A 13,571-nucleotide genomic window follows, 5' to 3' on the forward strand; every position below is an offset into this window, starting at 1 on the left:
CGACGCTGTTACTTGGGCGTCGTATGCGTGCGCCATTCCTTATTCAGGATCAGGCGCGCGCCTTTTTTATAGGTGAGATAAGACCAGGCCCACTGCATGAACACCAAAAGCCTGTTTTTAAAGCCAATCAGATAATAGATATGAACCACAAGCCAGGCGAGCCACGCGATGATGCCGCTCATCTTGATCGGGCCCATTTCCGCAATGGCTTTGTTGCGGCCGATGGTGGCCATGGCGCCTTTATCGAGGTAACGGAAGGGTTCGATGGTCTGGCCTTTGAGTCTTGCTTTGATCGCCTTGGCCGCATATTTTCCCTGCTGGCTTGCCACAGGGGCGAGGCCGGGCAAGGGTTTGCCATCCGGTCCGGGAAAATGCGCCTGATCCCCGAGGACAAAAACCTCGGGATAATCCTTCAGGCTGCAGTCGGTTTCCACAATCACGCGGCCGCCGCGATCCAGCGCGACACCCAGGGTTTGATTCACACCCGTCGGAGCCACACCGGCCGCCCAGACGACCGTTGAGGCGGCGACGAATTCATTGCCGATATAAACGCCATCGGCGGTGATATTGGTCACGCGGGAATTGGTCCAGACATGGACGCCGAGTCTTTCCAGATCCTCGGTGGCTTTTTCGGACAGCGTCGGTGCGAAGGATGCGAGGATACGCGGTCCGGTTTCGATCAGGATCACCCGGGTACGTGCAGGATTGAAGTTTTTAAAATCCTGCGCAAAGGTATGACGACTGATCTCGGCAATCGAACCGGCCATCTCCACTCCGGTCGGGCCACCACCGACAATGATGAAGGTCTGCAGCTTTTTTTGCTTCTCGACATCCTTTTCCTGCTCGGCCATTTCAAATGCGAGAAGGATGCGGCGACGAATTTCCGTGGCCTGCTCCAAAGTCTTCAGACCCGGGGCATCCCCTTCCCATTCGTTTTTGCCGAAGTAACTGTGCTTGGCTCCGCACGCCAGAATCAGATAGTCGTAGGTAAAGTCCTGGCCATCCATCACCAGTTTTTTGGCTGGAAGATCCACGCGGTCCACATGTCCCAGCAGAACGCTGGTGTTCTGATATCCGGAGAGCACGGCGCGAATGGGAACGGCGATGTCGGCCGGACTCAGAGCCGCGGTCGACACCTGATACAGGAGGGGCTGAAATAAATGATGATTGCGCTTATCTATAAGGGTGACGCGAATATCTTTCATGCGCCCCAGTTTTTTCGCAGCATTCAGGCCGGCAAACCCAGCACCGACGATAATCACATGCTTCGTCATAATCTCTCCCCTGGTCATGCTGCTTATTGTATACTGGATCGCCAAATGAGGCTACAGCGAGGTGAACCATGAAGGCCGTGATAATGGGAGCGACAGGACTGGTTGGGGGTTGGGTGATTCAGGAACTTTTGGCTGAACCACGCTGCACCGCGGTGACCAGCGTGGGACGGCGCGCGCAGGTGCCCCAGGTTCAAAAATGGAAGGAGCGCATCGGCTCCATGACCGATCTGGATACGCTTTTGAAGGATGTCGAGGCGGATGCTGCATTCTGTTGTCTGGGTACGACCATTAAGAAGGCCGGCTCCGAGTCCGCTTTCGAAGAAATAGACTGGCATCTTCCCATCCGCTTTGCCAAGGCAGTACGGAAACAGGGCGTGAAACAGTTTCATGTCGTGTCCTCGCTCGGCGCGGATGCCGCCTCGAAAAATTTCTATCTGCGAACCAAAGGCCGTATGGAAGATGACCTGAAGGCCTTGGGTTTTGAGACCCTTGTGATCTATAGACCCTCGCTTCTTTTGGGCGAACGCGAGGAAAAAAGGCTGATGGAGCATCTTTCGATCAAGGCCTATCGCTGGTTCGAGCCGCTTTATCCGCGCTTTTTGCAAAGCTGGAAACCGATCGAAGCCAAGGATGTGGCCCGGTCGATGGTGGCCGAAGCCTTGGCCGGAAAGCCGGGTACGCGCATTCAGGAAAACCGCGACATGCATGCGAAGCTCGCCCAATCGTGATGTGCGGAAAGAATTGAAATGATTTCGCGGCGAGCTTGAGCAGGTTCCTGATTTCCCATAAGAAAGAGTGCGGAGCCGCGCTCCTCTTCAAAATTCGGACGCGCACTCCGATACGTCTTTAGACAAAGGAGTCTGCAACCATGTTCCACCGGAATCGACACATCGGTTCTTTCGTTCTCGGCCTTGCGATCACTGCCTGCCAGGCGCCGCAAAAGCAGCAGGACGAAGCCATTGGAGCGCAGGACGCGGCCAGCGAATCCGCCCAGGGCGACGCGTCCGAGGGTGTGGTCGGGCCGGATGAGGCCTTCTTTGCGGCTCGCTATCTGCAGCACGTGTTTGCCTACTCCCGCACGCAGGCAAGTCCCAGTCTGGATTCCGCCTCGGGATTGGTGGTGGGGCCAGGATCATTTTCCGCGTTTGACTATCAGGCGAATTTTACGGAATTCCGCCTTCGCTTGATGACCGCTTCCCTTTTTGCCGAGGGTGATCTGGATCAGGATGGAAGCCTGTCGCCCCCTGAATTTCAGACCCTGAAAATGGATCCGGCGATCCTGGGGGCACCGGGTGAAAAACTCTCGCATGCTTTTGACCGCTCGTTTTTTGAGAGAGCGGCCGGCGCCGATGAACTTCTGCAGATCGACGAATGCGTGAGCATGCTGCAGGGCCTTGGACCGCTTATGAAAACCGAACTGGATCGCATCCCGCTCCAGGATCAAAGACGTCAGCTCATTCAGGCCTGGGAAAAAGTTCTCGGCCGCTATGATACGGATCAAAACGGAAGCCTCAGTTTGTACGAACAGCGTGATCTTCGCAAAGATCGCGCCCTCCTGATCAGCCGTCTGACCGGCGAATGAGCCAGGCAACAGACGTTCACAGCCCACGCCCCTAAAGCCACCAGAACGTGGACCGATGACCCGGGCTTTACCCCGCGGTCCGGGCCCTCGTATTTGACTCCTTGCGGCAGATCAGCTAGGAACAAAGTGGAGTTCACATTTTTGTAGGTCTTTAAGAAGGGAAACGGGCTATGGATCGTAACTTGGCATTGGAATTTGTGCGTGTGACCGAAGCGGCTGCCCTATCGGCGGCGCGCTGGGTTGGACGCGGGGATGAAAACGCAGCCGATCATGCAGCTGTTGAATCCATGCGACGCGCTTTTGACTCCATGCAAATTGACGCAACCATTGTAATCGGGGAAGGGGAGCGCGACGAGGCACCCATGCTTTATATCGGCGAGAAGGTCGGCAAGGGCGGACCTCGCATTGATATCGCCTGCGATCCTTTGGAAGGCACTTCGATCACCGCCAAAGGCGGCAGCGAGGCCTTGGCTGTTATTGCGGCGGCCGAGCATGGAAACTTTCTGCACGCGCCGGATACCTACATGAAAAAGCTGGCCGTGGGACCTGCGGCACGCGGGGTGATTGATATCAATGAAACACCGACCTGGAACCTGCAGCGTATTGCCAAGGCCATGCATAAAAAAGTGGAAGACCTGACCGTGATCATCCTGGACCGCCCCCGGCATCAGGAACTGATCGGCGAAGTTCGCCAGGCCGGTGCCTGTATTCGTTTGATCGGCGATGGTGATGTGTCGGCGGCGATCGCCACCGCGGATTCCGGAACGGGTGTCGATGTTCTGATGGGTGTCGGCGGCGCCCCGGAAGGTGTGATCGCGGCGGCGGCCTTGCGTTGTCTCGGTGGGGAAATCCAAGGCGTTCTGCAATTCCGTAAAGACGACGAACGCGTGCGAGCCCGCGCCATGGGCATCACCGATGAAAACCGTGTGTATGGAATGGATGATCTGGCCAAAGGGAATGTCATGTTCATCGCGACCGGCGTGACCAATGGATCCTATCTGCGCGGCGTGCGGTATACGCCTTACGGCGCGACCACGCATTCGATTGTGATGCGCTCGCAGACCGGGACTATCCGGGAGATAACAAGTCGCCATCATTTTGCGACCAAACCGAATTACGGTTGGTAAGCTGAGGACGAAAAAAAGGCCCCTGGAGCGCTCCAGGGGCTTTTTTTTGTGATGAGGGATTAGTTCATCATGCTGAGGGTCAGGGCAAAGTCGGTGCCGCTGGATTTTGTTGAATCAGACTCGCCCGAGTTAAAGCGGATTTGTCCACCGAGTTCCATATTGGGTGTGAGGTCAAAACCACCGCCCAGGAAGATCTCAGTTGTGTCGTCACCATCGGTGCCGATGCTGTTCGACGTCGAAATGAACGCAACTTCAACACGCGAATTGTCACTGACGGCCGATTCCAGAATCACGGCATAGCTGGATTCTGTTTCATCTTTCGGCTGCTCGCCAGAAGCCTGAACTCCAGGCCAATCCGCCTGCTCGTAGCGAAGGCCGAGAGCCAGCACCGGCATGAACTTATAACGACCATGAACAGTAATCGTCTGGGGCGATCTGTTCCAAGGCTTTTCGTCATCTTCGGCCGAGGTTGTGAAGGCGAGGCTTGCCTCAAGAAGCTCCTGATGCACAGTTCCACCTAATGTGAACGTATTATAGCTCACGGATTCACTGGCACTTCCTTGTTCGAGTTTACCCGTGTTGATATTGATGCTGGCGCCCAGGGTGAAGAGTGGCGACACACTGAAGGCCACCGAGGGGCGAATTTCTGTGGCAGTGGTTTCCAGATCGTCAGGCGTCACGTCCCGTGTGTCGGAAGCATACTTTACGTGAGCCCCCAACACGAGCTGGCTGCTCAAGGCCTGCGCGTAACCTGCACCCAGCTGCGTACCATTCCTGTCCGTGTCGGTATCCGTATCCTTGTCGGTATCCGTGGACTTGATAACGCCCGCCAGAGCTTCAAAACGGCCACCTTTCACCTGATAATACTGAGAAGGTGATACAATGGAAGGGCTGGAAAGAAGAAAGTTCTCGAAGGATGCTCCCTGCTCCTGAGCCATCGCTGGTAGTGACATAGCGGAAACCGAGAGGAGCATGCATTTGGCAGAAAGTTTCATCATCAGATCCTTTTTCAAAAAGAAAAGAAAAAGGTAATGGTCCCGGCATGAAAAAGCAATCGTGAGGTGTATGCATCTGTGAAAATACCTATTCTGGACCTTGGCGTGTTGGCCAAATATCTTTTGCCCGCCACCATACTGATCGGCATTCTCGTCTACCTCTTCCTGCGCGGGATCGTGGTTTATTTCTGGCAAGCGACGCACAAAGACAAGGTCCAGAGAAAAGTCGGGGAACTTCGCAAACCGCAGGCGAAGGCTGCTCCACTTGTAGTACGAAAAACCGACCTCTTTGCTCAGCTGAGCAGTGAACAGAAAAAAATCTATTTGCGGGCCAAGGAGCTGGCGGAACTGCAGCAGTTCGTCGAGGCCGCGAAGCTCTTTGAGTCCATAAACTTTCAAAGGAAAGCCATCGACCTGCTTGAATCCCATGGCCTCATCGACGAGGCCTGCGCCATTCTTCTGCGCATGGGTGTTCCCTACCGGGCGGCCGTGGTGTATGAACGCAACGGTCAGTACCTGAAGGCTGGCGAATTTTTTCTGCGGGATGGCAAGGCGGATCAGGCGGCCCGCTGTTTTGAAAAACAGGCCGAAAAGGATTATAAACTGTATCGCCGCGCGAGTGAGTGCTATCTGAAAGCCGGGCAGGTGGATCAGGCTCTGCAGGCTTTGAACCGCCTGGACGCCGGACCTGAGATCGTGCCCCTGGCTCTGCAGCATCAGCGCTACGAATTTCTGCAGCGCTTTTTCGATCTTCCTTTCCACGCCCAGGCTTTCCTGCCCCAGCTTCAGCCGCAGGATCTGCTGCAGATGATCAAGATCCTGCATCCGACGCCGCTCAGCGCGGTGACATTGGCCCATTGGACCATGTATCGACCGGATGAAATCATGGTCCTGGAGTCCTTGAATAAGTTGGGCGGGGACAAGGAGCTGGCGAAGCATTTCTGGGCTCGCCTGGACGATGGCTTCTGTGACTTCATCTGCGGCCTTTTGCCGACAGTCGCAAAGCTGCCCGCTGCAGAATTGATGCAAAGACATGCCGAGGTTCTGGATGAACTGGGTCGCGGCCCGCACGCAGCTCGGATGCGGGTGGCGGCCGGGGCGAACGCGGAAACGAAAATGACCACGCTCGCCATCGGCCTCTGATCAGCGCAGAATGTCCTTCAAAAAACGCCCCGTATGCGAGTCCTTGACCCGAGCCACCTCTTCCGGGGTCCCTTGCGCCACAAGCTGACCGCCTGCCTTGCCCCCTTCCGGGCCGATATCAATCACCCAGTCGGCACACTTGATGACGTCGAGGTTATGCTCGATCACCACCACGCTGTTGCCCGCCGATACGAGGCGTTGGATCACATCCAGAAGATGCGCGATGTCCTGGAAATGAAGACCTGTCGTGGGTTCATCCAGAACGTAAAGGGTGCGGCCGGTATCGCGCTTGGCGAGCTCACGGGCGAGCTTGATCCGCTGCGCTTCCCCGCCGGATAGCGTGGTCGCGGACTGACCGAGGGAGATATAGGAAAGACCGACCTCGATCAGCGTATCGAGCACCTGCACAATCTTGGGGTGATTGGCAAAGACATCGCGCGCCTCGCGGACGGAGAGTTTGAGGATGTCGGCAATGGAGTGACCCTTGTAAAGAATCTCGCAGGTCGTCGCATTGAAGCGCGAGCCCTTGCAGGCTTCGCAGGGAACAAACACATCGGCGAGAAAGTGCATCTCGACCTTGATAAAGCCATCACCCTGGCAAGGCTCGCAGCGTCCGCCTTTGACGTTGAAGGAAAAACGACCCTTGGTGTAGCCGCGCATCTGCGATTCGGGCAGCATCGCATAAAAATCACGAATCAGATCGAAGACCTTGGTATAGGTCGCCGGGTTGCTGCGCGGAGTTCGACCGATCGGCTTTTGATCGATGTTGATGACCTTATCAATATGCTCCAGGCCGCGTATTTTTTTGTGACGGCCGACTTCCACATCCGCATCATGCAGTTTTTTAGCGAGAGCCGGATAAAGGATGTGATTGATCAAAGTGGACTTGCCCGCGCCTGAGACGCCGGTGACCGCAGTCAGAAGTCCGATCGGAATGCTGACATCAATATTCTGCAGGTTATTTTCCTGCGCGCCCTCGATCACGATGCTGCGCTTCTCATCCCGCGGCCGTCTTTGGGCGGGGGCTTCAATTTTTCGTTTGCCGCTCAGGTACTGGCCAGTCAGCGACTTGCTTTCATTCAGGACTGCTTTCAATGGTCCGCTGGCCACGATATGGCCGCCTTCAGTTCCGGCGCCTGGTCCGAAATCCACGATCCAATCGGCGGCCTCGATCGTTTCCTGATCATGCTCGACCACGATCAGCGAGTTCCCGAGGTCACGCAGATGCATCAGGGTGCTCAGAAGTTTCTGGTTATCCCTTTGATGCAGACCGATGGAGGGTTCGTCCAGGATGTAAAGAACGCCCGTCAGTTCCGAACCGATCTGGGAGGCGAGACGAATACGCTGGGCCTCGCCACCGGACAGCGTGGGGCCTTTGCGATCCAGGCTTAAATACCCAAGGCCGACGTTGACCAAAAAGCTGAGACGGGCCTGGATTTCCTTCAAAAGTTCCTTGGCAATCATCCGCTGACTGTCGCCGAGCTGCAGCTTCTGCATGAACGCGCGGCAGTCTTCAATCGACATCTGGCAGAGTTCGATGATGGATTTTTCATTCACATAGACGGCCAGCACTTCCGGCTTCAGACGGCGTCCCTCACAGCTTTCACAGGCCTGCGAGGACATGAATTTGCCGTACCACTCCTTCATGCTCTCCGACTGCGTGCTCAGATAGCGCCGCATCATGCTCTTCAGGATGCCTTCATATTCCGTTTCCCAGGTGCCTTCACTGCGCGCGCCCTTCCATTTGACGGAAAGCGACTTGCCGGGTTCGCCGTGCAGGATAAGATTCTGATGTTTCTTGCTGAGCTTCTGCCAGGGCTTGTCAAAATCGATGCCCCACTGTTTTTTCATGGCATTGAAGCGTTCCTTGCTCCAGCCGCCTTCCTTGCCGTCGCCATTTTTGAAGTAGGAGGCCCAGGGCACGATCGCACCCTCACGAATCGAAAGCGAAGGATCCGGAATCACTTTTTCCGCATCCATGGCGACGACAGTGCCGAGGCCATTGCAGGTCGTACACATGCCGGCCGGCGCGTTGAAGGAAAAGAGCGGCGGATCCAGTTCGGGGTAGGCGATGCCGCAGCAGCTGCGCTCTTCACTCATGCGCAGATCGGTGCCGCCTTCAGAATGGACGATGATTTTTCCCTGGCCGCGCTTCAGAGCCTGTTCGACGGAATCAGTCAGGCGCTGCCGGAAACTCGAACCCGCTTTGATGATCAGACGATCCACGACGGCTTCGATGCTGTGCTTTTTATGCTTCGCGAGGTCCTGTACATCGGTGATGCTGACCACCGAACCGTTGACGCGCACGCGTTCGTAGCCCTGGGATTGCAGGACTTCGAGTACATCCTTATGCGTTCCCTTGCGATGCTCGATCAAAGGCGCAAGGATCAGAATCTTCGTGCCTTCCGGCATATCCTGAATCTGCTGGACCATGCTGGCGGCATCACCGCGTCCCACTTTCTTGCCACATTTGTAGCAGTGCTGAACACCCACGCGCGCATAGAGCACCCGCAGATAGTCATAGACTTCGGTGATGGTGCCCACGGTCGAGCGCGGGTTTTTACTGGCGGATTTTTGTTCGATGGAAATGGTCGGCGCGAGCCCGCGGATGGATTCATATTTCGGCTTGTCCATCTGCCCCAGGAATTGCCTGGCGTAGGAGGACAGGGATTCGACATAACGCCTTTGCCCTTCGGCGAAGATGGTATCAAAGGCCAGACTGGATTTGCCCGAACCGGACACGCCGGTGAAGACCACCAGTTTTTTCTTCGGCACACTTACGGAGACATGTTTGAGATTGTGCTCTTCCGCGCCGCGGACAACAAGTTCATCACTTTCAAGTGCCGCTGATGCGACATAGTGAGGCTGGACGGAGGTCATGAGTAGATCCTTTATCGAAATACGGGTCAACCATACTTTTGTACAAACAAAAAATCCAGCAGGTTTTCGTTGGACTTTCCTGGACGGGGACGCTAATTCATGGCAGCTATGGCCCACTTCCTCCGCCTGCCTTTGGGAGACCTCTTGACATGTATTATCTGATGCAACTGCTTTCCCGAACGCTCGGCCTTTTGTCCCCAAAATCCCTGGAACGATTGGCTGCGACTTTGACGTTTATCGTGTTCGATCTGTTTCGCCTGCGTCGCGCTCTGATGCTGAAGAATCTGGATCGTGCCTTCGGAACCAGCAAAACGCCTGCGGAAAAGCTGACGATCGCCCGTGCGGCTGTCTTTAACTTCGTTCAGACCCTGCTCGAGACACTGGCCTCCTCACGTCATCCTTTGGCGCGTGATGTCGAGGTCCGCGGCGGGGAACACCTCAAGGCGGCTCTGGCCAAAGGTCAGGGCGTCTATGTGCTCTGCTTTCATATGGGCAACTGGGAGGCCATGGCGGCCAAGGTTTCCCGCGAGTTCGCGCCGGTCTATGCGGTGATGAAGACGATCGGTTCGGCCGGTATGAATCGCTTCGTCGAGGAACTGCGGACGGCCAATGGCCTTTATTGGATCAAGCGCGAGAAGAAAGGCGATGGCTTTCGCGGCATCCGTGATGTGCTGAATCGCGGGGAAATCGTGGGATTCATCATCGACCAGGCAAGGCCCGGCGAGCCGCGTTTGCCGTTCTTCGGACATCCGGCGAAGACCAATACCAGCTTTGCGGCCATCTGGCGTCGCATGCCTGCGCCTATCGTCCCCGTGCATATTCATCGCCTGGGTTTTGGCCGTCATGTCGTAAGCTGTGAGCCGGAACTGCAGCTGGTTCATAACAAAGGCCAGGTGTCCGAGGATATTCTGCAGAATTCCCAGCTTTTCAACGATGTCGTCGAAGGCATCGTCCGTCAGCACCCCGAACATTACTTCTGGTTCCATAATCGCTGGAAGTAAAGCGGGGCAAAGTCGGGACAGGATCAGTCGATCCGCTTATGGAACGCCGTATTTTGCATTACTTGTAATAATGTAAGACAAGCCCCCGATTCCCTAGGCGAAAAGGACTATTATTCAGATAAATTCAAGGAAATCCGATGAGTCCCATGAGCATTCACTCATGGAGTCATTATGCAAACCTGGCCGAAAAGGCTTTTATTCAGCCTTGTCCTGTTCAGTGGTCTTTGCGCCTGCCAGGAGCCTCTGCCGGATCAAACCGAGGAATCCGGAGCGGCCCGTGACCTTCAGGTGCAGTCCACTGCGAACGAGCCCTCATCCTTTTTGATGGCGGTGAAGCTGGCCAACGTTCCGAAGGATCAGCTCGATCAGAAGTTCGCGGCGCTGGGCGTCAAAGCGCGAACCGGCGTCGATATCTATCGCCTCTATTATCGCACGACGGATATGAACAACAATCCCGTGAAGGCCACAGGCCTTGTGATCGTGCCGATGATTCGAATCCCGGTTTTCCCGTGGATCAGCCTGCAGCACGTGACCATCACGGGTGAAGCGCAGGCGCCGAGCAATAAGCCGGAGGAAGGGATCTTTGAGGCATCCCAGGGTTTTATCACCGTGATCGCCGATCAGATCGGCTACGGCGGCAGCACTGGAATTCTGCATCCCTATCTCTTTAAAAATGCCTATCCCAAAGCTCTGATCGAGATGCTGCGCGCGTCCAAGACATTCATCGCGGCCAACGGTTTGAAGGTCGGGCCTCTCTTCCTGCGCGGTTATTCGGAAGGCGCTTATGCGACGATAGCCCTGCAAAAAGCGATAGAAACGCAGTATTCGACCGAGTTCCAGGTCGTCGCGTCGGCAGCCGGTGCGGGGCCTTATGAGCTGGAGCAGACCGCAATGAAAGCTCTGACTCTGCCCGCGGTCAATCCTGTGAACCTTTCTTTCCTGACTCTTTCGTATGCCCAGTATCTGGCGCCCGAAATTGATCTGAACAAGGTCTTCGCGATCGATCCCAATGAGGTGAAGAAGACTTTGAACGGCAGCAAGACCTATGAAGAGGCCTTGAAAGTTTTGCCGTCCGCACCGTCCGCTCTTTTCAAAGCGGAGTTCATCGCGGACTTCATCCTGCCGCAGCCGACGACTGTGGAAGCGCAGACTCTGCGTCGTCTTTTAGGCGAAAACGCACACTTCAAGGACGGCTGGATTCCGAAGGCCCAGACCCGTTTCTATCACTGCCGTGACGATGAGGCGGTTCCTGTTCAGGCGACGGATTATGCCTTGGCCGCGATCCAGGCCCTGGCTCCGAATGCGCCGGTCAGCAAAGTTATCCTGGACAGCCCTGATGCCACCAAACCTTATCAGCACGGGACCTGCCCGCTTTATTACGCGCCGATCAGCTGGTTTGGTGAGATCCTGGCCGCGCAGCCTCTGTGATCAGTAGGTCCGTTCCAGAAGTTTTCCAGCCAGAAGGCGCAGGGTTGCGCCTTTGTCGCCGAAGGGCATGAGGTCCTGCATGGCCTCGTCCGTTAAGCGCGTGGCGCGTTCTCTCGCTTCACCCTGGGGCATCAAACTCAAATAGGTGAGCTTGCCGGATTCGGCATCCTTGCCCTGCGATTTGCCTGTGGCCGCGCTATTATCCAAAAGATCATCGACGATTTGAAAGGCAAGGCCCAGTTTGAAGCCAAAGGCTTTCAAATGAGCGGCCGTCTTCGTATCCGCGCCGCCTGCCAGAGCCCCGAGGGCGCAGGCCGCAGCAATCAGAGCGCCGGTTTTATTGTGATGAATGGCATCCAGATCCTGCGCTGTGAACCCCGGCCGTCCGGTCCAATGCATATCCAGATCCTGACCATACACCATACCGCGACCGCCGGCGGCCTCGCTCAAGGTTTTGACGAGTTCCACCTGGATGGCTGCGGGCAGATGCGTCGACTGCAGAATCACCTGAAAGGAATCGGTGAGGAGCGCATCACCGACGAGCAGGGCTGTGGCTTCATCGAAAACCTTGTGCGTGGTCGCGCGGCCGCGACGCAGATCATCATCATCCATGCAGGGAAGATCATCATGGACGAGGCTGTAGGTGTGCACGAATTCAAGGGCCATGGCTGCGGGCAGGGCGTTTTGCCAATCCGAGCCGACGGCTTCGGCGGCGGCCATGGCGAGAAGCGGACGAATGCGCTTGCCCTGTCCCGCCAATGCATAGCGGCAGGCTGCATGCAGCCTTGTGGATTCGGGATAAAGACGATCCTGCACGTGAAGCCATTCCGCTTCGAAACGCTCCAGCCAGGGGGATAACTCCATGATACTCACCATAACCGACCTCCTGATCGGGGCATTAGATCAAAACCCGCGGACGCTGTCCAGTGCGCCCCCTTTTTGTATACCCATATGTCAGATACCCCGTATAAGGAACCGGAAAAGGTCTTTTAACTAACTGAAATCAATGAGTTAATTTTCATTGGAGGATGATTCGGGCCGGGGCCTCGATAAGTATTAAGTTTCATGTTTGGAATTCCGACCAAGCACTAACGGTTTCTCCAAGAGGCGTTCGATGCATAGAGTTTTCCAGCTGCTTTGTTTGGCTCTCCTGGCCCTGAGCGGGCTTGCGCGCGCCGAAGAACGCATGCTGATTTTGGAAGCAGACCAGGGCCGCTACATGGTGGGCCCCTATGCCGACGTTTTCGAAGACAAAAGCCGCAAGATGACCTTCGAGAAAGCCCAGCGCTTTTTCCAAAAAGGCCGCTTCAAACCCGAAGTTCAGAATCTTCCCAACTACGGCTTCACCGGGCGCGCCTACTGGTTTCGCCTGAAGGTCATGGCCAAGGAAGGCGAGCGAGAGCCCTGGTTCTTGGGTCTTGAATACCCTTTGATTGACCGCATCGATCTCTATTTCCAGGACGACACTGGCGAGTGGCAGCATAAGGAATCAGGTGATCGCAGGGAATTCAAGAGCCGCGATCTGAAGAACCGCTTTTTCTATTTTGATATCCCCGTCCACAGGCCCGAGCCCACGGAAATTTATCTGAGACTGCAAACCGATGGGGCCTCGGAGTTTTTGCTCTACTTCAAAACCCTGCATGAGATCATGGCCGAAGACCACGAAAGCCAGTATGTGCAGGGTATTTACGTGGGGCTATTGGCGGTGATGATCGCCTATTATCTTCTGATGACCATCGGTGCCCGAAGCTTCGAAAACTTCTTTCTGACCTCGTTCCTCTTCGCGCTGCTCCTTTTCAAAATGGCGATGAACGGATTGGCGATTGAATATCTTTGGTCGGATTTCATCTGGTGGGCGAATGCTTCAGTGGCCTTCGCGGTGCCTTTCGTCTTCTTCACAGGGCTTTTGAATGCCTATAGCTTCCTGCCTGTGAAGAACTATAGGCGCCTTCAGATCACCTATATGGTCTTCATCGGTTTGACCGGTATCCAGTGCCTTGCCAGCTTCTTCCTGCCTTACATCGCGGTCAAAGGTTATGTGGTGACAGGTCTTGGCGCGACGCTCCTGATTTTTTCGAGCAGTATCTTCATGCAGGTGCGCGGCTATAAGCCCGCTCGCTTCTTCATGCTGGCCTGGAGCT

The 13,571-nt window shown here is 55.6% G+C and carries 11 protein-coding genes; 7 read left to right on the top strand and 4 right to left on the bottom strand.

The window, feature by feature from the left end:
* Positions 1-8 precede the first annotated feature (8 nt).
* Positions 9-1,274, bottom strand: a complete 1,266-nt coding sequence (locus VFO10_RS08650; RefSeq protein WP_325139071.1) for an NAD(P)/FAD-dependent oxidoreductase — start codon at positions 1,272-1,274, stop codon at positions 9-11.
* A gap of 68 nt (positions 1,275-1,342) precedes the next feature.
* Here VFO10_RS08650 and VFO10_RS08655 point away from each other — a divergent pair, with 68 nt between their 5' ends.
* The 3 genes from VFO10_RS08655 to glpX all read left to right on the top strand — a co-directional run bounded on the left by VFO10_RS08655 (position 1,343) and on the right by glpX (position 3,983).
* Positions 1,343-2,002: an NAD(P)H-binding protein gene (locus VFO10_RS08655; RefSeq protein ID WP_325139073.1), complete on the top strand. Its 660-nt coding sequence runs from the start codon at positions 1,343-1,345 to the stop codon at positions 2,000-2,002.
* 140 nt (positions 2,003-2,142) lie between these two features.
* Positions 2,143-2,856, top strand: a complete 714-nt coding sequence (locus tag VFO10_RS08660; protein ID WP_325139075.1) for a hypothetical protein — start codon at positions 2,143-2,145, stop codon at positions 2,854-2,856.
* A gap of 170 nt (positions 2,857-3,026) precedes the next feature.
* On the top strand, positions 3,027-3,983 hold the full coding sequence (glpX, locus tag VFO10_RS08665) for a class II fructose-bisphosphatase (protein ID WP_325139077.1): 957 nt from the start codon (positions 3,027-3,029) through the stop codon (positions 3,981-3,983).
* 59 nt (positions 3,984-4,042) lie between these two features.
* Here the strand turns inward: glpX and VFO10_RS08670 are convergent, their stop codons facing one another.
* A complete protein-coding gene (locus VFO10_RS08670) occupies positions 4,043-4,936 on the bottom strand; it encodes a porin (RefSeq protein WP_325139078.1) in 894 nt (297 codons plus the stop codon).
* A 120-nt stretch (positions 4,937-5,056) separates the two neighbouring features.
* Here VFO10_RS08670 and VFO10_RS08675 point away from each other — a divergent pair, with 120 nt between their 5' ends.
* On the top strand, positions 5,057-6,121 hold the full coding sequence (locus VFO10_RS08675) for a hypothetical protein (RefSeq protein ID WP_325139081.1): 1,065 nt from the start codon (positions 5,057-5,059) through the stop codon (positions 6,119-6,121).
* Here VFO10_RS08675 and uvrA read toward each other — a convergent pair whose 3' ends face one another.
* Positions 6,122-9,001, bottom strand: coding sequence for an excinuclease ABC subunit UvrA (gene uvrA / locus VFO10_RS08680; protein ID WP_325139083.1), 2,880 nt, complete (start codon positions 8,999-9,001; stop codon positions 6,122-6,124). It lies immediately after the preceding gene.
* Between the two features lie 149 nt (positions 9,002-9,150).
* Between uvrA and VFO10_RS08685 the strand changes: the two genes are divergently transcribed.
* Complete coding sequence (locus tag VFO10_RS08685) at positions 9,151-10,002, top strand: lysophospholipid acyltransferase family protein (protein WP_325139085.1); 852 nt, start codon at positions 9,151-9,153, stop codon at positions 10,000-10,002.
* 171 nt (positions 10,003-10,173) lie between these two features.
* On the top strand, positions 10,174-11,430 hold the full coding sequence (locus VFO10_RS08690) for a hypothetical protein (protein ID WP_325139087.1): 1,257 nt from the start codon (positions 10,174-10,176) through the stop codon (positions 11,428-11,430).
* Here VFO10_RS08690 and VFO10_RS08695 read toward each other — a convergent pair whose 3' ends face one another.
* Positions 11,431-12,306 carry a farnesyl diphosphate synthase gene (locus VFO10_RS08695; protein ID WP_325139089.1) on the bottom strand — a complete coding sequence of 292 codons (876 nt, stop codon included), beginning with the start codon at positions 12,304-12,306 and terminating at the stop codon, positions 11,431-11,433.
* Positions 12,307-12,544: 238 nt separating this feature from the next.
* Between VFO10_RS08695 and VFO10_RS08700 the strand changes: the two genes are divergently transcribed.
* On the top strand, positions 12,545-13,571 hold a 1,027-nt coding region (locus VFO10_RS08700), incomplete at its 3' end, for a 7TMR-DISM family protein (RefSeq protein ID WP_325139091.1).

Source organism: Oligoflexus sp., from assembly GCF_035712445.1.
Lineage (GTDB): Bacteria > Bdellovibrionota_B > Oligoflexia > Oligoflexales > Oligoflexaceae > Oligoflexus.

Coding starts and splice junctions, on each gene's coding strand:
- VFO10_RS08660 (WP_325139075.1), top strand. CDS start 2,143: ATGTTCCACCGGAATCGACACATCGGTTCTTTCGTTCTCGGCCTTGCG.
- VFO10_RS08690 (WP_325139087.1), top strand. CDS start 10,174: ATGCAAACCTGGCCGAAAAGGCTTTTATTCAGCCTTGTCCTGTTCAGT.
- uvrA (WP_325139083.1), bottom strand. CDS start 9,001: ATGACCTCCGTCCAGCCTCACTATGTCGCATCAGCGGCACTTGAAAGT.
- VFO10_RS08685 (WP_325139085.1), top strand. CDS start 9,151: ATGTATTATCTGATGCAACTGCTTTCCCGAACGCTCGGCCTTTTGTCC.
- glpX (WP_325139077.1), top strand. CDS start 3,027: ATGGATCGTAACTTGGCATTGGAATTTGTGCGTGTGACCGAAGCGGCT.
- VFO10_RS08655 (WP_325139073.1), top strand. CDS start 1,343: ATGAAGGCCGTGATAATGGGAGCGACAGGACTGGTTGGGGGTTGGGTG.
- VFO10_RS08695 (WP_325139089.1), bottom strand. CDS start 12,306: ATGGTGAGTATCATGGAGTTATCCCCCTGGCTGGAGCGTTTCGAAGCG.
- VFO10_RS08650 (WP_325139071.1), bottom strand. CDS start 1,274: ATGACGAAGCATGTGATTATCGTCGGTGCTGGGTTTGCCGGCCTGAAT.
- VFO10_RS08670 (WP_325139078.1), bottom strand. CDS start 4,936: ATGTCACTACCAGCGATGGCTCAGGAGCAGGGAGCATCCTTCGAGAAC.